Genomic DNA, 19,907 nt, shown 5'->3' with positions numbered 1-19,907 from the left:
AGCCAAATTCTATAAGAAGCAAAGACTGTTTGATAGCATAAAAGTTTACCTAGCAGGCTTTGCCTAACTTTATTTGTACTAGCAGATTTGTATTACCAGTTTTTACCTATGGATAGAAACAATGAATATTCACCACCGGTAGCAAAACCTACGCCGAATACTGCCGGACCAAAACTGGTATCGGTACCTAAATAAATACTGCCTGAATGAATTAAATCACTGTATTTAACGGTTTCATTTACTCCCCAGACATTACCAGCCTCAATACTGGTACCTAGATAAATAGGTAAGCCTGAGCCACCGGGTACATCACGGCCTAAATCATATTGATAAACAACCGCTGCAAAGGCTTTATGTACACCTATGAGTGCATCCTCTTGGTAACCCGACAGGTTTAAAAATCCACCTAGCTCGGTAACATGCACACTAAAGTCGGTGTCATTATCTATGCTAGCAAAAGAGGTAATACCAACAAAAGTATGACCACCAAGACCAATAGCACCGCGCCAATCTAAGGTAAAGGTAAGTGCTTTATCGTCTTCACTGGCATTGAGATGTGGCGAGTATTTATCATTTAACCACTGCATCTCAATGACTAACTTATTACCTTGGGTAGGAAAATTAATACTGTTTAAAGTATCATAACCAAACTTAATAAAACTGCCATAACTCTCATAATCAAACTCATCACTCGCCGGAGCATCCTTAGAAAGATCTCCCGTTTCAGCCATAAAACCAACTTCAATAATACCGTCAAATGAATAGTTATATCCTAAGGCTATGGTGGCTAAATAATGGTCTTTGCTCAACTCCTCACGAGCACTGGTTTTTTCCCACTTATCTTGTGCATAAGCAACTCTAGCCCTACTGTAGAAATCGTGCGATTTAGTCAAGGGTTGATAAAATTCACTGGCTAGCAAGGTTTCCCAACCTATCCTGACTTCATTTAACCAGCGACCGCCTTTATCATTAATGTCAGTCATTAAATAAGACATATTGATGGAGGTAATGGAGCGATTAGAAAAGTCTGTTTTTAAATTAAAGCCAAAATCAAAATAGTTAGGTCCCCAAGATTTAGCTCTGGTATGTAAAATTAAAACTCGGCCTTGTTCCGTATCGTTAAATTCAACCGTCACTTGTTCGAATTTATCTAAGGCGTATACCCTATTAATAGCTGAATCTAATTCATCTTTACTAAGGTCTTTATTTAACTCAACAGCAAAATGTAGCGCAATAATGTCGTTTTCTACTTTTGAATTATTTTGAAATTGAATTTCAATAATGTTGTTAGCTAGCTCGGTAAACCATTGTTTAGCTTTAGCGCGCTTTTTTTGTTTATAGGCTTGGTAATCAACATCATTAATAGCTAGTTTTGTCAAAACATCTAAATTGTCCAACACTACTTGCTCACCTAATACTAATGCTTCGGGCATAACAGACCAATCGGTGGTACTTAAGTCATCAATGGCTGGTCGCAATAATATATCGTTATCACTAAGTAATGATTTTTGCGCCAAACTGGTATTATTAGTCAGTATGGTAGATAGCTGATTGAGTACAGAAACGGTACTGGTTAATTGACTTTGATCCGCTAATGGCGAACCTATATCAACGGCAATAACAATATCAGCGCCCATTTTTTTCACCACATCAATGGGCATATTATTGGTGATACCGCCATCCACTAACATAACGCCATCAATTTCCACTGCCGCGACAATACCAGGCACTGACGCGGAAGCCTTCATTGCCTGATTAATACTGCCCGAATCGAGCACTACCATTTTTGCTGTGGCGATATTTGAAGCTACCGCTCTATAGGGAATAGCTAAGTCATCAAAGCTCGCAAAAGAGCTAACGGTATCAGTTGAACGTTGTAATATTTGGTAAGCACTTTGGCCGAGTAACAAACCATGCGGCACTTTAAATTCGCCATCGCTGTAACCTAACCTGATGGATAAATTGTACCTGTCTCTGTGTTGCTTATTGGCATATGGCAGTGCCTCTCTGGGAATAAAGTCAGAAAAACCATTATCCCAATGCAGCCCAAGCATAATGCGTTCAATGTCATCAACTTCATAACCTAAGGCGTACATGCCGCCAACATACGCACCTATACTGGTACCAACGACATAGTCTACTGGAATATTATGCTGCTCTAATACTTTAAGTACGCCAATATGCGCTGATCCTTTAGCGCCACCGCCACTTAACACCAAACCAATTTTGTCTCGGGCGTGGGCAGAAGAAGCTAAAGTAGTTAGCTTAAAGAGTAAAAGAGAAAGTAAAACAAAGCGCATAATAGTTGCTTAAAAATTAGTGAGTTAAGGTAAAGATGTATCACAATGATAAAGAAGGGTAATTAAAATACAAGCTTATTCTCTTACTTACACTTACCAGACAATTACCAAACGCCTACAGAGCCGATATCGATTGCGCTTAAGATAATACTGAGCAAGACAACTTACTTTAAAAGCAGCAAGGATAAAAATAAAAAACCCGTATGTTAAGTTTCCTTAAAATACGGGTTTTTATTAAAATTCAAAGAGCTGTGCAGATAGTACTACGCAGAAAAACTAAAGTTAATGACTCGATCAATCCCTGAGGGCTTTAGCTTAGTGCTTTGCATTAGCGCTTCAACTTAGCTGTTAGCTCAGTGCTTCACCGAACTAGTGCAAACTATTTAGTATAAGCGCGTGGCATGTCAGTATCGGCAGTATAACGCTCACGTAATGCATCTTGACGAGATCTTAACGACATAGCATTACCGTTAATCCACATAGCATCAACCTTAGTACTTATTTCAAACGGGTCACTGCTCCATAAAACTAAATCAGCATTTTTACCAACAACAATACGGCCGCTATTTAACTTAAAAGTATCGGCAACATTAGCGGTAATTGCAGCTAAAGCGGTAGTTTCAGCTAGACCATTGGCAATAGCCACACCCGCATCAAAACGTAATTGATTAATGTTATGACTCTCACCGCTATTACTGATGATTACCTTCACGCCAGCTTTTGTCAGTTTAGCGACATTAGCCAATGAGTTATGTAATGAATCAAAACTGCTCGGTAAGTTATCAATAGCACTCATCATCACAGTCACATTAGCTTTAGCAATTTCATCGCTAACTAATACCGCATCACTCGCGCCTACTAACACCAAATCTAGGTTGTATTGCTGCTTTAATTTTAACAAAGCTAAAATATCAGTGGCTCTATCTGCATAAGCCAATAATGGTTTTTCACCAGCTAATAAAGCGTACATAACTTTTTGCGAGCGAGAAGGCTCTTTCGCTTCTTTCTTATCTTTGCCTTTAGCCTTTTTATTCTTAGCTGCAGCTTTTTCTGCTTTAGCTAAGGATTTTTGAGCATCTTCAAGGTCATTAGCTAATGTCTGTAGCTTTAACGCTCGAGAGCCTTTACGACTACTACCCAATGACACCATTACCGCGTTTTTCTGGGCAATAACACTGTCAAATTCACCGGATAGATTAACGACAAAGCTTTGGCCAGTGAAGACCTTATCGCCGCCATGTGGCATAACCAAGTTACTGGTAACGCCGCCCTTACGTGCATAAGCAATTAAGCTCGATTTAGGGTTAAAGGCTAAACTAGCATCAAAAGTTAAATCAGCTTTTTTATCCGAGCCATCACGTGTTGCAGAAACTGCGCCCACTTCAACTAGGCCTAGTAAATTTTGAGAGGCAATAAAACCCGGCGTTAAAATACGCCCTTTAGCATCAATCAAGGTATCTGTGCTAAGTGACTCTGGCACTTCATCTTTACTATAAACCGCGATGATTTTTCCGTCATCAATAACAACGGTTGCTTGCGATAAAATGCCTTGTTCCGCAACGGTATAAACAGTGGCATTGGTGATGGCAATAGATTCAGCTTGTACTTGGCTGGTAGTCACAGCAAATGCACCAAATAAGGCACAGCGCAATGACGTTAGTAAATAAGTATTTTTCATTGTCGTTCCTTTACTTGGTAGATGATGTGGTAGATGGTTTGTTAACTGGCTTGCTTACAGGTGCAGTAACGGCTTCAGTAGCTTGGTTTTTTACATGATTACTTAAGTTTTGGCCAAGTAAAAAATCACTTTTCGCTTGGTATTTATCATCAAATCGATCATAAACCTTAGCGCCATCAATAAATACTTGCTCTGCTTGGGCATAAACACTAAATGGGTTCATGTTCCAAACGACAACATCCGCATTTTTACCGGCAACTAGGCTGCCTACTTCATCATTAATACCTAATGATTTAGCCGCATTTGCGGTAATCCACTTAATCGCATCTTCTTCTTTTAAAGCGAAACCATTTTCATTGGCGCGATACATTACTTTCGCCGCTTCTTGATTTAAACGTTGGATAGTTGTGCTTGAGTCAGAATGAACCACAGCACAAGAATTTTTCACCGCATCAACAATGGCTGCATTTTCTTCAACCATGTCAAAAGCTTCCATTTTAAAGCCCCACCAATCTGGCCACATAGCGGCACAATTACCATTAGCAGCTAATAAATCAGCAATTTTATAAGCTTCAATTGCATGATGGAAAGTACCTGAGTGATAATTAAATTCATTGGAAAGATCGATCATCACTGCCATTTCTTCAGCTTTGTAACAATGGTTATGAATTAATATTTCGCCGTCTAACACGCCCATCAAAGTATCAAGCTCTAGATCTCGTGTTGGTGCTTGTGGATTTTTACCGGCACTGTAATCGCTGTCGTATTTATCCCACTCACGTTTATATTCAGTGGCGGCAAGCCAAGCGGTTCGATAACCGGCAACATTGCCCATGCGAGTTGAAGGTAAAACCTTGCGACTACCATAAACACGTTTAGGGTTTTCACCACAGGCCATTTTCAAACCGTATGGTGCATCGGCAAACTTCATGCCTTGCATGGTATGACTAGGTACATTGCGTAAAGTTACGCCGCGGCCACCAAATAAGTTAGCTGAGCCAGGTAAAATCTGTAGGGTAGTTACACCACCCGCGCGGGCAGCTTCAAAGGCTGGATCTTGTGGCCAAACACTGTGCTCAGCCCAAACTTCTGAGGTATTTGGAGAAGTCATCTCGTTACCATCAGAATGTGATTCTACTTGTGGATTAGGATAAACACCTAAATGTGAATGAACATCGATAATACCAGGGGTAATCCATTTACCTGCCATATCAATAACCTTCGCCTGCTCTGCAGATAAGTTATTACCTACTTGCATAACTTTGCCATTTACTAACAATATGTCAGCGTCATCTAAGCGCTCACCGGTACCGGTTAATATCGTGGCATTGGTCAATAAAGTACTTTGTGCTGGTAGTGCTTGATAGGTACTTGGGTAAGGGTTTTTGTTGATGACAATTTTAGTATCTTGTTTTTCATTAGGTAAACAAGCCGTTAAGCCAAGTGACAACATACTGGTAGCAAACAAGGTAAACGCACTTTTCTTATTAATAAACTTATGAGTAAGTTTACTCATAACTAAATTTCGCGGTAATGTTTTTTTAGACATCTTAATTCCGGTTGAGACATACAGTGCCCGATACCATAAATTTATTTTGGCAAAACAACAAGGTTATGGCGATAAACAGTCATAAAATTACGTTTAATAACATAAGCTAAGTTTAAGTTTTAAACCACTATTTAATAAAGTGGCATTAGTTTAATTTTTTACTAAATAGTGAGCCAAGCAATGCTTTGATTTTTTTATAGCGAAAGCCCAGCAAAACCATAGTTAACAGAAAATAAAATAGTGGTGAAATAAGCTCAGACTTAACGGACCAATAAAAGTGTGTCGCCACTAATACAACAATAAGATAACTAAAGTTATGTAGGTTTTGCCATGACTTACCCATCTTTCGTTTGAGGCTGTTTAAAGACGTAATCGCAAGTGCCGCGACTAAAACAAAAGCCAGCATACCAATAGTAATATAGGGGCGTTTAACAATTTCGTTAAAAAATAACCACCAGGCAAACTGTAAATCAAAGGCTAAAAAATTTAATACATGCATAAAGGCATAACTAAAAGCATATAAGCCGAGTAAGCGCCTTACTTGCAGTAAATATCCCTGTTTAAATTTTTTGGCAATGGGTGAAATAGTAAGAGTCACCAACAACAAGTTAAAGGCACCAATGCCAGTAAAGTGAATCACTCGTTCAACTGGATCAGCACCGAGCAAGTCATTAAAGGCAAGATAGTATAAATTAAATAAAGGTAAAAAAGCCACCAGATGAATAACGACTTTCAACATCAATACTTTTTTCGCTGTGGATATTTTTTTATTCATATGGAAGAGGACCTAATAATATTTCCTTAAATCCATACCTTTATACAAATGAGCCACCTGCTCGCCATAACCATTAAAAGGCAAAGTTTTAATACGGTTACGAGCAAATAAACCACCGGAAGTTATATGCCTTTCACTGGATTGACTCCACCTAGGATGATCATGCTTGGGGTTAACATTGGCGTAAAAACCATATTCATTAGCTGCCAGCTTATGCCAAGTGGTTTGTGGTTGCTCACTTACTAGCTTAATAGACACGATTGACTTAATGCTTTTAAAGCCGTACTTCCATGGCACCACTAAACGAATAGGCGCACCATTTTGTGGTGGTAAAGTTTTACCATATAAACCGACACTCAATAACGTCAATGGATTCATCGCTTCATCAATCCGCAGTCCTTCAACATAAGGGTAAGCAATACCTCCACCTAAGCGCCTATTAGCTTGCCCAGGCATTTGTATCGGATCATGCAGAGTCTCAAAAAACACATATTTGGCCGACGAGTTTGGCACAACTTTCTTTAATAAGTCAGCTAAAGAGAAACCAATCCAAGGGATATTCATTGACCATGCTTCTACACAACGTAAACGATAAATACGTTCTTCTAGGGCAAACATGGTGGTTAGGTCATCGTAATCTAAAGTGATGGGATTATCACATTCACCCGAAATAGTTAGTTGCCAAGGATTGACCTTAAAGCTTTGTGATAATTCTGCTGGCTGCTGTTTTTGCGCGCCAAACTCATAAAAATTGTTGTGGGTAGTGACTTTATTTTCAGGGGTAAGGATTAAATTATTGCTGTTTGCATCCGCTTGGTACTTTAACGGCGTTGTTTTAAATTTAACTTTTTCTTCTTTTGAAAACCAATCTATAGCGTTGGCACTGGCAGAATTAGCCAGTAAAGCACCCGCACCTAAAAAACCTAAACCTTTTAATAAGTCACGTCTATTTAAATAAACATTTTCTGGGGTGACTTCACTCTCTTTTAAATCTGAACTTTTCGGTGTTTTTATCAACACAGCTAATACCTTATTAAATTTTACAACTAGTAATAAGAAAGGTATTAGCTTAATTAAATTTCAAAGAATAAAGATAAAGATTGCAGCGATTATGCTAATAAAAGCCCTCTTGCTCAATTCGACATAAAAAAGCCAGCAATAAGCTGGCTCATTAATAGCAATTGGCATTATCGTTATTCTGAGATTTCGATAAATATTACTAGTCTACTCAATCAGGAATTTAACTGCTCTGCTTTACACATCCTTGATAAACTGACGGGTGCACTGCTAAGTAATTGGGCTGTTCTCACTTTCATTACTCGCTTTCTCAGCTTGAATGCGTTGATAAATCTCTTCACGATGTACGGAAACATCACTAGGTGCATTAATACCTATGCGCACTTGACTACCTTTAACACCTAATACCGTTACGGTAATATTGTCATTGATCATTAATGTTTCGCCGACTCTTCTCGTTAAAATTAGCATTATTTGTTCCTTAATATTTATAATCTGTTGATATAATTGTGAATGTGTATTGACAGTTAACATACATAATGGCGGTTATTAAGTCTCTGCCATGGTCAATGTAGCCATCAGCCTGCATTGTTTGCCAAGTAATAGGAGTAACAGACTTAGCTAAACCTTTTGCATAAGTCTTTGCTGCATTATTCATTAATTTTGTACAACCTTTGAAGCCTGATTCACTGTTACGTACAAATTGATATTCATAATATGCACCAACAACATGAACTGACTCTGTAGTCTTTTCACTTAAGCTGTATTCATCGCCTGAATTTGTGACCACTACAGTGCCAATATGAGATGGTTTTGTTGAACAAGCAGATAAAGCTAATGATACAACTAATACTAGACTTAATAATGCCTTATTCATTACTACTTATTATTCCTAACTGGTAATTTAAATATAAGCTTGCTGAGAAAGCAATACTCTGAGTATTTTTCTGCATAGTTGCCTTGATAAAATCCCCTCACATTTTAATTAATGTGCCGAACTTCAGCATAAAGAGATTTTAAAGGGTTTTATTAAGGACTGCTTTGCAACACACGCCAAAAAATGTGCCAATGTGGACAATGTCTAAAGCTTCTAAAATAAAAATTGATATTATAAAGCTAGTTTAGGAGGATATATTTATATTGCCATTTACAACGGCTGCTTTACCGCTTAAAAAACAAAAAAGTGCGCCAACAGTGGCACACTTTCTTAATATACAATTTAATTTAACTTAGGCCGCTTAAATTTAATTAGGCAGCTTTAGTTAAGGTCTGTAAATGTGCAACCACATCACTTGACTCATATAACCATTGCACTTGACCATCGGATTTTTCAATACGTAAACAGGGTACTTTGCGTTTACCGCCTTCACGAGTAAGCTCTTCACTAAAATCATTTTTACCACTGATGTTACGTAGCTCTATCTTTAAACCTTCTCGTTTCATGGTACGGCGTACTTTTACACAAAAAGGACAAGAGGGTAGTTGATACAAGCTTAAGCTTTGCGTCTTATCATCAATTTTAGCTTGCTCGTCTATGGCACGCTTTGGCGAACGCGGTGAAAAAATAAAGTTTAGTATTAAAATTAATTGCCCTATTGGCCAACGGATAGCTTTCATCAACATAATATTTAGTAACTCTTATAAATAAAATAATTTCTATAGTCTTAATTAACACTTTGTTTAGGTTAACTATTAATATAGGTATTAGTACTTTAGGTGTTCAACACACCAAATTTGAAGGTCATTCTAACATAAATAGCAGGTTAATATTTTCCTGCTATTTATCTCGCTAAGTTCAATCACACAAAACACTTAGCGAAATAATCAACTACCACATTAAATCATCAGGTATTTGATAATCAGCGTAGGGATCATTTTCATCGCTTTCTTCAGTCTCGACCTTATCGTTTTGCACTAACACAATAGTAGTGTCGAGGTCGGCTATTTTAGCCGCCGTTTCACTGGTAACAAGATAAGTAGTTTCATTTAAGCCACATAGTGCCAAACGACCATTAACCAGTGCTTTATGGGTGATGGTATTAAGCGCTAATTTTTTAACTTTATTATTGAAAGTGTAGTTATAGTCACTATCTCCACTAACACCTGTTAATTGGTGATGCTCAAGAATTTGTTTGATACGTAATTTTTGCTCTTTACTGGCAAGCTCTTGTTTTTTAACTTCATTAAGGGCGCTATCTTTAGCCAATTTATCGGCTTTTGATAGTGCTAAGTCTTGCTTTACTTGCTCTTGCAAACTAGCGCCATGTTCAACACCGCTACGCTTTTGTTTGTTTTTTTTACGTTTATCTGAGTTTGCTTGACGAGTTTTTTGCTTAGTGGTTAAACCGGCTTTAAGCAACTGCTCTTGAAGAGAAGCCATAATGAATTCCTTACTGCATTGGACAATATTTGAGGCGAAAATTTTTGCTATTCTACCCATATTTAAGCTTAAGTGCTAATTAAGACGAACAAAGACTCTAACGTATAGCTTCAAATAGGCTTTGACTAAATATCAGATTTCCCATATTGATGTTTTAAACTGCCAAACTATATTTAGGCCCGTTACTTATAGCTTACCTACTCATTTTAAACGACTGTATAATATTCGCTAATTATCTAAGTTGTTCAAACAGATAACAGCCAGTTTCATTTCTGTTACTTTCATTTGCCAGCAAGATACGTTACTGTACATGCGATCAATTATATGATTTTTTAAAAAATATAATTATTTAAAAAATATAATTTCAAACTTAAAGTAACAGGAAAGTAGTATGTCTCAAGCAAGTGCACGCCACCTTTTAGTGGATACAGAAGAACAATGTTTAGCATTAAAAGCTGAAATTGAAGCAGGTAAAGACTTTGCTGAAGTAGCTAAAGAGCATTCAAACTGCCCTTCTAATGCACAAGGTGGTGATTTAGGTAGCTTTGCTCCTGGCCAAATGGTTCCTGAGTTTGATAAAGTTGTTTTTTCAGCACCTTTAAATACCGTACAAGGTCCAGTAAAAACGCAGTTTGGTTACCACTTATTAGAAGTAACTGAACGTAGCTAAATAGCGGGTTAAGTGAGGTATGTTAAAAGACCAAGCTTAAATAACGCCAATAAAAAAGCCGCAATTCATTGCGGCTTTTTTGATGCTATTTTCTGTAATACTCTGTTAGGTAACGACTTAGCTAAAAGTTGCCTGCATAATCCAGAAGAACAGAATTGATAGACCAGCACCTATAGGCAAGGTGATAACCCAAGAAACAACAATGTTTCGTACCACACCTAAGTTAATGGCCGCAATACCACGTGCCATACCTACACCTAACACAGCACCAACAAGTGTTTGTGTTGTTGAGATAGGTAAACCTGCACCCGAGGCAATAACCACAGTACTGGCAGCAGCTAATTCAGCAGCAAAACCACGGCTTGGCGTTAAGTGCGTAATGCCTTGGCCGATAGTAGCAATAACTTTGTGACCAAATAAGGCTAGACCGGCAACAATACCAAAACCACCTAGTGGTAATATCCACCAAGCAATAGCTGACTTAGCGGCAATTTCGCCATTATTTTCAACAATACTAACAACGGCAGCTAATGGGCCAATAGCGTTCGCAACATCATTTGAACCGTGAGCAAAAGCCATAGCACAAGCGGTAATTATCATTAATACTGCAAATACTTTTTCAACATTGACGTAGTGCGCTTCTTTGGCAAGCGTTTCGTCAAACTTCAAACGACTGATAAATACCTTACCAATAATAGCTACAATAACCGCGACAATAATTGCTAGGTAATAACCACCCGCGCCTTTAATTTCAAGTGTGACAATACCAAGGTCAACACTCTCTAAACCTATGTGCTTGAGACCTTTTTTGATGGTAACCAGTGATAATACAAAACCGGCCAAGAACATATACGCAGGAACCCAGCGCTTAGCTTGTTGCAAGGGTTTATCCGTATCAAAAATTAATTTTTGTGCACTGTTAAAGATAATAAAAGCGATAATACCTGAAATAAGTGGCGTGATTACCCAACTACCAACAATACCAAGTACCTTACCCCACTCAACAGCATCAGTGCTTACGCCTACCGCAGCGAAACCGACAATAGCACCAACAATTGAATGAGTAGTAGATACTGGCCAGCCAAGAGCTGAAGCAATAAGTAACCAGGTAGCAGCAGCAAATAGAGCTGAAATCATGCCATAAACAAGTAGCTCTGGCGTATCAATAAAGTAACTGGCATCAATGATACCTTTACGTATGGTTGATGTTACTTCACCGCCGGCAAGGTAAGCACCAGCAAATTCAAAGACCATTGCTATAATAATGGCTTGTTTAATTGTTAAAGCTTTAGAACCAACAGAGGTTCCCATAGCATTGGCAACATCGTTGGCACCGATGCCCCATGCCATAAAAAAGCCAACAACAGCGGCGATAAGTACAAATGTGCCGCCTGAGTTAAGTATAATTTCCATCAGTTAAGCCTTATTTTCTAGCAAGAAGTATTTCTAAACGTGCACCTACACGTTCAGCAAGGTCGGCTAAGTCACCAACCCAATCAATAATTTGATATAAGAACATTACATCAACTGGATTCAAATCCTTTTCAATCGCTAATAAATTTTTACGCAAAGTAATTTGCAAGCCATCAGTATCATCTTCGATAGCGTCTAACTGGTTGATCATTTTTTCAACCAATACAACTTCACGACCACGAAAGCCGGTTTCTAATAAGTCATCTAATTCGTTAATGGCTTCTGCTGCTTTTTCGGTAGCATCAAGACAACGCTCTAGGTAAACAGAAAACTCAGCTTGTAAACTTTCAGGTACTTCAAGCTTACGCCCTAATACGCGACCAGCGATATCCTTTGCTTTGTTAGCTATTTTGTCTTGTTGGGTAAGAAGTTCAAGTAAGTCAGCCCTATCAACTGGCATAAATAAACCACCTGGTAACTCTAAACGTAATTGACGCTTTAAGGCATCTGCATCTTGCTCTAACTTAGACAGTTTACGACGAACTTTTGCCGCTTCACTCCAGTCTTTTGCAACACATGCATCAAAAAAGGGGATAAGTTGTTTACTACATTTTACAACTATTCGAATATGTTTTTCTAAGGGTTTTATTGGTGATTTTGCAAATACACCTAAGATTGTATTTCTGGCCATAAGTATGTTTCCAGTAAGTATAACTCTCGTCATTGCTATTCGCCGCGGATAGTAACCCATTTAACTTCTAATGTTAAATGCTAATATCAGCTTAAATGGTTGCCTTTCTTAGCTAACAACGACAGTGTAAATTTTTATTTGCTAAGCACTGATATAGTACTTAGCTAATCTATTGAATTTAAAGTTTTTAATTATTCACCTTGATTTAAATTGCTTGGTGATTTATTAATGATTGTTTAGAGTTTTTTCATGTCTTCTGCTGTCGTATGGCGAACAACTTTGCCTTTAACAAAGTAAATAATGTATTCACAAATATTTTGACAACGATCACCGATACGCTCTAACGCTCTAGCTGACCAAATAACCGTCATAATTTGCGGAATTGAACGTGGGTCTTCCATCATATAGGTCATTAATTGACGGATCAGTGCTTCATATTCACGGTTAATTTTGTCATCCATTTGATGGATTTTAATAGCTGCATCACAATCCATACGGGTAAAAGCATCAAGACTAGCTTGTAAAAACTCTAATACTAGTCGACCTAAATTATCTAAATTCACCAATAAATCTTGCTGCGAGGAAGAAAAATTTTCCAGGGCAACTCGGGCTATTTTCTCAGCTTCATCACCAATACGCTCTAGATCTGTAATAGTTTTAACGATCGCCATAATTAAACGTAAATCACCAGCTGCAGGTTGGCGTTTAGCAATGATACGAGTGCACTCATCATCAATACTCACCTCATAGGCATTCACTTGATAATCATTGCTTAAGACTTCCTTGGCCAAGGTGACATCAGTAGTGTCCACTGCAGCTAGTGCATCAGTTAACTGTTTCTCAACCAAGCCGCCCATATGCATAACATTATTAATAACGCGTTCTAAATCTTCATTGAATTGGCCAGAAATATGACGACCTATTTGTAAATTATCCATTGGATGTCCTTTTATGAGTATGTTCTTGCATACTTTATCTAGTGATTACTAGTGAGTTTAGAATAAATCACTAGTAGGCTACTACCAGAGGTTTAGCCATAACGGCCGGTAATATAATCTTCAGTTTTCTTTTTCAGCGGCGTGGTAAATAAAGTATTGGTGTCACTGTACTCTATTAAATCACCCATATACATAAATGCCGTTTGATCAGACACTCGTGCAGCTTGCTGCATATTATGCGTAACAATAACGACAGTAAATTGCTTTTTAAGATCATTGATTAATTCTTCAATGACCAAGGTCGAAATAGGGTCAAGTGCTGAAGTCGGCTCATCAAGTAGTAGCACCTCAGGCTGAATAGCAATAGCACGGGCAATCACTAAACGCTGCTGCTGACCGCCAGAAAGACCTAAAGCGCTTTCATGTAATCTGTCTTTTACTTCATTCCAAAGCGCGGCACTGCGTAATGATTGCTCCGCAGCCTCATCCAGTCTTCTACGATTATTTTCGCCCATAATGCGTAAACCATAGACAACATTTTCATAAATAGTTTTAGGAAACGGATTAGGACGCTGGAATACCATACCTACTTTGCGTCTTAACTCAGCAACATCAACATGTTTGTTATAGATGTTATTGCCATGTAAGTTAATTTCTCCACTGATATGACAATCATCAACTAAGTCGTTCATGCGGTTAATACAACGTAACAAGGTGGACTTACCACAGCCACTTGGGCCGATAAACGCAGTGACCTGCCCTTTTGGAATCGACATAGTTATATTATTTAGCGCCTGCTTTTTACCATAAAATAAATTTAATTTATTAATATCTAGGGCAACTTGCTCAGGGGCTAAATTATTTAAGTCCAACTTTTTTGAAAAGGCTGGATCTGAGCCAGTAGCTAATGCTTTTGGGCTAATAGAAATCATAATAGGTTTTTCTCTAATTACTTTTCATTGTTCATTGTTTAGTAAAACAATGAGTCATTAAAATTACTCATTTCAAATGACGCATTGTGAATTTTTATTTAATAAAATTTATTTGATAAAGTTAGTGCTCTAACATCTTATATTTTTCACGTAATCTATTACGTATTGAAACGGCGGTCATATTCAAGGCAACGATAATAGTCACCAACAATAACGCTGTTGCAAATACTAGCGGTCGAGCCGCTTCTACATTGGGGCTTTGGAAACCAACATCATAAATATGAAAACCTAAATGCATGAACTTGCGATCTAAATGTAAGAAGGGAAAGTTACCATCTAAGGGCAAATTAGGCGCCATTTTCACAACGCCGACCAACATTAGCGGTGCTACTTCCCCTGCGGCTCGGGCAATAGCTAAAATAATTCCGGTCATAATAGCAGGACTGGCGATAGGTAAAATAATACGCCATAAGGTTTCAGCCTTCGTTGCGCCCAGTGCCAATGAGCCGTAACGCATCTCCAATGGAATACGTGACAAACCTTCTTCGGTGGAAACTATTACCACAGGTAAGGTCAATATTGCCAGTGTTAGTGAAGACCATAATACGCCTGGTGTACCAAAAGTTGGGCTAGGTAGGTTTTCTGAGTAAAACAATTGATCCAGTGAACCACCCACCATATAGACAAAGAAGCCTAAACCAAATACGCCATAAACGATAGACGGCACACCGGCCAAGTTAATAACCGATATGCGTAACAGCTTAGTAAAAGCATTTTTACCCGCATATTCATGTAGGTATATCGCCGCGATAACGCCCAAAGGTGAAACGATGACTGTCATCAACAACACCATAAGCACAGTACCAAATATAGCAGGAAACACCCCGCCTTCGGTATTCGCTTCGCGCGGGTCTTCAATGATGAATCCCCCAATCTGGCTAAAGAAAGTACTCAGTTTTTCAAGAAGGTTAAGTTGATTATTAAAGGTCACCTTAAGAATGTATTCAAAGTTAATGGTAACAAGTTGACCATCCATAGCACGCATCACTATATGGTCACGGGATATTTCTTCTCGGTAACCCATCAACTCTTGCTCTAGCTTGGCATAACGTTGATTTAAATTAACTACTTCACTATCAATTTTTGCTTGTCGCTCAGGCGTTAACTTATCTTGTAACTGATATTTACGTGTTTTTAATCGTAAACGTTCTAATTGATAGTTTATTGCGCCAATATCTGATTTTTGTAATTCATCAATTTGCTGTTGAAAACCTTCAACCCTGGTTAATAATTCATCTAACTGGTTTGAGTCAACTTCATTGCCATCAACAACCATACTGTCAATATAACCGTAAAAGTTACCATGGGTACGGCGTTCAACAACGACTAAATCTTTGGGTTTCTGTGTATTGGTAATGTTATGACTTAGCAACCAGCGAAAATCTAAACTAACCAACTCTCGGTTACCCGTTTTGATCAATAAGCGCTCTAACACTTCTTGCTCTGGATCAAGGTCTAAATTTAAATGCGCTAATTGACCAACAGGTATTTCTTCTCTATCGTAGATTTCGCCAATAACAACACTCTTTACACCATTTTCATCCAGAAGATCAAATTGATAAAGCTCGCTCGGCCAAAAGTAGGATAAGCCGCGTGAGGCAATAAGCCATAATAAGCCCAACACTGAGATTAAACTGATACTTACACCACCTGCAGATAACCAGATCCAAGGGGCGCCTGATTTAAACCATTTATTCATAAAGTAACTCATCATTGGTGAGTGACTTTTCATCTTGTTGCTGTAAAGCCCAACTTATGTGTCAAGTGTACTCATTGATACTTATCAACTCCGTACATTTTCCTTTAAATTGAACTCTACAGCTTAAAGTTGAATAGTCACTGACCTCTATAAAAATTATTGTGTATATTCTAAATTCGATACTAACGACTACATTGAGCTGTACTTTTCTCGTAAACGTTGGCGAACAAACTCTGCGGCGGTATTGAATATAAAAGTAAATATAAAGAGTACAAACGCTGCTAAGAACAAAATACGGTAATGGGAGCTGCCCACTTCGGCCTCCGGCATTTCTACGGCTATATTGGCTGCTAAAGTTCTCATTCCTTGGAAAATACTCCAATCTAAAATTGGCGTATTACCCGTTGCCATCAAAACAATCATAGTTTCCCCAACAGCGCGACCAAGCCCCATCATAACAGCGGAAAAGATACCTGGACTTGCGGTTAACAACACTACCCCTACTAAGGTTTGCCATTGAGTTGCACCAAGCGCTAATGAGCCATTAGTTAAATGTCCTGGTACACTAAAAATTGCATCTTCAGCCATAGTGAATATGGTAGGAATAACAGCAAAGCCCATGGCAATACCGACCACTAAAGCATTCCTTTGGTCAAAATTAATACCTAGGTCGTTAGTAAGGAATTGACGCATATCGCCATTAAAGAGAATAGCCTCTAGCTGTGGTGATAAAGCAAAGGCCACATAGGTTGTCAACATGATCACTGGGATTAATAAAATTGGCGCCAGGCTTTCAGGTAATTTATCTTTGATCTTATTGGGAAGTTTATGCCAAGAAAAAGCTGTTAACACTGTCGCCAAAGGTAATAAAATAAACAGTAGGAATATTGCCGGTAAATACTCTTCCATCAACGGCGCTAACCATAAACCCGCCAGAAAACCTAGGATAACGGTAGGTAATGCTTCCATCATTTCGATAGTCGGTTTGACTTTTTTACGTAAGCTTGGCGTCATAAAATAAGCGGTATATATTGCTGCGCTTAAGGCAACCGGTACCGCAAATAGCATGGCGTATAAAGCCGCTTTAATGGTGCCAAAAGAAATAGGCACTAAAGAAAATTTAGCTTCAAAATCATCAGAGCCAGAGCTAGATTGCCAAATATAATCAGGCTCAGGATAACCTTCATACCAAACTTCTTGCCATAACGCTTGCCAAGTAACTTCTGGGTGCTCGTTATGAACACTGAAAGTTTGTAAATTTCTTTTATTAGCATCGAGTGGATCATTACCAATAATTATTAGGCCATTTGCTCGCGGCGCTATGGCAAAGGCAGCAGGCTGGCTCGAGGTTAACTGTCCTTGCCATAAGTGTGCCGAGCTAGTGGTATAAAAGACATTGACCATGCCACTTGTCGTCATAGTATAAAAGCTTTTGCGGAACTGCTCAGTATAAATAGCAGTTATCGCGCTTGATGTTTGGCTGGTATTTTCATTATCAGCATCAAAAGTTCTTATTTGTTTAAATTGGCGACCTGAATCTGTTGCGACTTCAAACCATTGACTGATCTGACCACTACTGTCACCTAGTAATACGGAGCTGCTGCCCGAAAGTAGTGCCATGGCAGTAAGATAAGTATTATCGTTTAGTGTCGGGGTAATCGTTGCTTTAAGGCTAACCTCTTCCTCATCTGTTAACGAATAAACACGCACTGTTGAGCCACTACGAACAAAAGCTAAACTTAAATCTGGGGTTACCTTTATTTCGTCAACAACATCAACTGGATAATCAATGAGTTGATAATTCGTTTCATATTCAACGTCATCGCCATTACTAGAAGAACCAAATTCATCATCAGCAATAAAATTTGTTTTTATTAAGCGCTTATCTTTGGTAAAAGCAACAAATACAATTTGTTCTTCATCCATGGCAAAGGCTAATTGCGACAGCGGTATTTGCTGTTCATCAATAACCAATGAACCTTGGCCTAATGGGTAGTTTACTTGCGGGATTATTTTACGAATGTCATTACTATATTCAGCATAAAAACTAGGCTGAACTAATAATGTTTTACCACTGGCTGTATGGAGTAATTTATTGGCGGTAAAGGAGTTAGCTATACTGACAACACGCTCTTGCTTAAAGTCATCATCGGCAAACAAATGCGCAGAAAAAGAATGTTCACCAACAGCAAACTGTTTTTTTGCTAGCGGGTCGCTGGCTTTTAAATGATAGAAATCAATATTACCTGTATCGGTAATTTCATAAACCAATTCTTGTAACTCATCTACGCCTGTCGCTAATACTTTTTCATTAGCTTTTAACTGAAGACTGATATTAACTTTCGATTCAATTTTAGCCGACTCAAAAATAGGCTTGACCACGTATAACAAATATAAAAAAATCAACACTAGGGTAAACAAAACACTAATACCACCAAAGGTTATTAGCCATTTTGCCAATGAATTTTTGATGCTACGGCTTCGGGTTGAACTAATAAGAACTGCCACTTAAATTAACCTTATTATCAATAAACTAACAACTAGCTTATCTAATATAGAGAAGATGATAAATTTACTGGGCAAAGTATAAGTCAGTTATGTGACAGTTATATTACAACGCTAATTTTCTAGCAGGAATAAAAAAAGCAGCACCTCGAATAGGTGCTGCTTATTAAATTCATTCTTAACTTAGCTTCTTGTTAATTTATTAACTCAAGAAATTAATGTACCAAGGCATGGCTTTATCTATACCTTGTTGAATTTTAAATTCTGGCTCAAAGCCCAGCAACGATTTTGCTTTAGAAATATCAGCTTGTGAATGTCTAACATCTCCGGCTCTAAAATCTTGATAAGTTGGTGATTGTTGATAGTTGATGCCATTCGCTTGTATAGCGATTTTTAAACTAGCAAATAAAGTGTTGAGGCTTGTTTTATCACCTAAGGCAACATTGTACACTTGGTTTTTACCGGCATCATTTGCTGTGGCGGCTAAAATATTAGCTTGCACGACATTTTCAATAAAACAGAAATCACGGCTGGTTTCACCATCGCCATTAATCAATACTTCTTCATTCGCTATCATAGCCGCTGTCCATTTAGGGATTACCGCAGCGTAAGCGCCATCAGGGTCTTGCCTTTTTCCAAAAACATTAAAATAACGTAAACCGGTACAATTTAAGCCATAAGTTTTATAGAAAACATCAGCATAAAGCTCATTAACATATTTAGTTACCGCATAAGGAGATAGCGGTTTACCAATAACATCTTCTACTTTGGGTAACGCCGGGTGGTCACCATAAGTAGAGCTGGAAGCAGCATAAACAAAGCTTTTAACTTGGCTTTCTTTAGCGGCGGTTAACATAGTTAGAAAACCAGTAATATTGGCTGAATTTGTTAGTAAAGGATCGGCAATAGATCTTGGCACTGAGCCAAGTGCCGCTTGATGGAGGATATAATCAACACCGTTTTCATAATGATTTAAGGCTTTATTACAATCACTAAGCTCTCTAATATCACCTTTAACAAAATGAAAGTTTTGCCATTGTTCAGCAGATACTTGTGTTTTCACTTCATCTAAATTGTGTTGGTGACCGGTTGCAAAGTTATCTAAGCCCACTATCTTTTGGTTTAATAACAGTAGTGTTTCTAAAAGGTTTGAACCTATAAATCCGGCACAACCGGTGATAAGCCAAATTTTAGGTGCATTGATAAGCTCTTGCTTAATGGTTTGAAACTTATTCATTTATTAAATAGTCCTTTTTAAAAAGCCCTCCTTCGCTGAAGGATCTGCTAAGGAAGGCTTATG

The 19,907-nt window shown here is 38.2% G+C and carries 17 protein-coding genes; 1 reads left to right on the top strand and 16 read right to left on the bottom strand.

What is annotated here, in order from left to right; translation table 11 throughout:
* Positions 1 to 92 precede the first annotated feature (92 nt).
* The 9 genes from HRT55_RS01090 to HRT55_RS01050 form a co-directional block, all read right to left on the bottom strand.
* Positions 93 to 2,300 (bottom strand): patatin-like phospholipase family protein, encoded by a 2,208-nt coding sequence (locus tag HRT55_RS01090; RefSeq protein WP_291618195.1) that lies wholly within the window; start codon positions 2,298 to 2,300, stop codon positions 93 to 95.
* 379 nt (positions 2,301 to 2,679) lie between these two features.
* A complete protein-coding gene (locus HRT55_RS01085; protein WP_291618193.1) occupies positions 2,680 to 3,978 on the bottom strand; it encodes an amidohydrolase family protein in 1,299 nt (432 codons plus the stop codon).
* 10 nt (positions 3,979 to 3,988) lie between these two features.
* On the bottom strand, positions 3,989 to 5,494 hold the full coding sequence (locus HRT55_RS01080; protein WP_291618792.1) for an amidohydrolase: 1,506 nt from the start codon (positions 5,492 to 5,494) through the stop codon (positions 3,989 to 3,991).
* Positions 5,495 to 5,672: 178 nt separating this feature from the next.
* Positions 5,673 to 6,302 (bottom strand): protein-methionine-sulfoxide reductase heme-binding subunit MsrQ, encoded by a 630-nt coding sequence (gene msrQ / locus HRT55_RS01075; RefSeq protein ID WP_291618191.1) that lies wholly within the window; start codon positions 6,300 to 6,302, stop codon positions 5,673 to 5,675.
* 12 nt (positions 6,303 to 6,314) lie between these two features.
* On the bottom strand, positions 6,315 to 7,322 hold the full coding sequence (msrP, locus tag HRT55_RS01070) for a protein-methionine-sulfoxide reductase catalytic subunit MsrP (protein WP_291618189.1): 1,008 nt from the start codon (positions 7,320 to 7,322) through the stop codon (positions 6,315 to 6,317).
* Between the two features lie 267 nt (positions 7,323 to 7,589).
* Positions 7,590 to 7,790 (bottom strand): carbon storage regulator CsrA, encoded by a 201-nt coding sequence (gene csrA, locus HRT55_RS01065; RefSeq protein ID WP_291618187.1) that lies wholly within the window; start codon positions 7,788 to 7,790, stop codon positions 7,590 to 7,592.
* A gap of 10 nt (positions 7,791 to 7,800) precedes the next feature.
* Positions 7,801 to 8,196, bottom strand: coding sequence for a hypothetical protein (locus HRT55_RS01060; RefSeq protein ID WP_291618185.1), 396 nt, complete (start codon positions 8,194 to 8,196; stop codon positions 7,801 to 7,803).
* Positions 8,197 to 8,567: 371 nt separating this feature from the next.
* Entirely contained in the window at positions 8,568 to 8,936 is a 369-nt protein-coding gene (locus HRT55_RS01055) for a glutaredoxin (protein ID WP_291615200.1), read from the bottom strand.
* Between the two features lie 211 nt (positions 8,937 to 9,147).
* The gene (locus HRT55_RS01050; RefSeq protein ID WP_291618183.1) at positions 9,148 to 9,699 is read right to left on the bottom strand and encodes a DUF2058 domain-containing protein; all 552 of its coding nucleotides are present in this window, start codon (positions 9,697 to 9,699) and stop codon (positions 9,148 to 9,150) included.
* Between the two features lie 391 nt (positions 9,700 to 10,090).
* Between HRT55_RS01050 and HRT55_RS01045 the strand changes: the two genes are divergently transcribed.
* Positions 10,091 to 10,369, top strand: coding sequence for a peptidylprolyl isomerase (locus HRT55_RS01045; RefSeq protein WP_291618182.1), 279 nt, complete (start codon positions 10,091 to 10,093; stop codon positions 10,367 to 10,369).
* Positions 10,370 to 10,486: 117 nt separating this feature from the next.
* On the opposite strand, the gene HRT55_RS01040 is transcribed toward HRT55_RS01045, so the two are convergent.
* The 7 genes from HRT55_RS01040 to HRT55_RS01010 form a co-directional block, all read right to left on the bottom strand.
* On the bottom strand, positions 10,487 to 11,782 hold the full coding sequence (locus HRT55_RS01040) for an inorganic phosphate transporter (protein ID WP_291618180.1): 1,296 nt from the start codon (positions 11,780 to 11,782) through the stop codon (positions 10,487 to 10,489).
* Positions 11,783 to 11,792: 10 nt separating this feature from the next.
* Entirely contained in the window at positions 11,793 to 12,473 is a 681-nt protein-coding gene (locus HRT55_RS01035; protein WP_291614884.1) for a TIGR00153 family protein, read from the bottom strand.
* Between the two features lie 236 nt (positions 12,474 to 12,709).
* On the bottom strand, positions 12,710 to 13,411 hold the full coding sequence (phoU, locus tag HRT55_RS01030; RefSeq protein ID WP_291618178.1) for a phosphate signaling complex protein PhoU: 702 nt from the start codon (positions 13,409 to 13,411) through the stop codon (positions 12,710 to 12,712).
* Positions 13,412 to 13,503: 92 nt separating this feature from the next.
* Positions 13,504 to 14,343 (bottom strand): phosphate ABC transporter ATP-binding protein PstB, encoded by an 840-nt coding sequence (gene pstB, locus HRT55_RS01025; protein ID WP_291618176.1) that lies wholly within the window; start codon positions 14,341 to 14,343, stop codon positions 13,504 to 13,506.
* A 121-nt stretch (positions 14,344 to 14,464) separates the two neighbouring features.
* On the bottom strand, positions 14,465 to 16,102 hold the full coding sequence (gene pstA, locus HRT55_RS01020; protein ID WP_291618173.1) for a phosphate ABC transporter permease PstA: 1,638 nt from the start codon (positions 16,100 to 16,102) through the stop codon (positions 14,465 to 14,467).
* A gap of 189 nt (positions 16,103 to 16,291) precedes the next feature.
* Positions 16,292 to 18,610, bottom strand: coding sequence for an ABC transporter permease subunit (locus HRT55_RS01015; protein ID WP_291618171.1), 2,319 nt, complete (start codon positions 18,608 to 18,610; stop codon positions 16,292 to 16,294).
* A gap of 199 nt (positions 18,611 to 18,809) precedes the next feature.
* Positions 18,810 to 19,844 (bottom strand): NAD-dependent epimerase/dehydratase family protein, encoded by a 1,035-nt coding sequence (locus tag HRT55_RS01010; RefSeq protein WP_291618170.1) that lies wholly within the window; start codon positions 19,842 to 19,844, stop codon positions 18,810 to 18,812.
* Positions 19,845 to 19,907 lie beyond the last annotated feature (63 nt).

It is taken from the genome of Colwellia sp. (genome assembly GCF_013214175.1).
GTDB lineage: Bacteria > Pseudomonadota > Gammaproteobacteria > Enterobacterales > Alteromonadaceae > Colwellia.
Note: the sequence above shows the minus strand (reverse complement) of the source record. Positions and strands in the feature narration are given on the sequence as shown.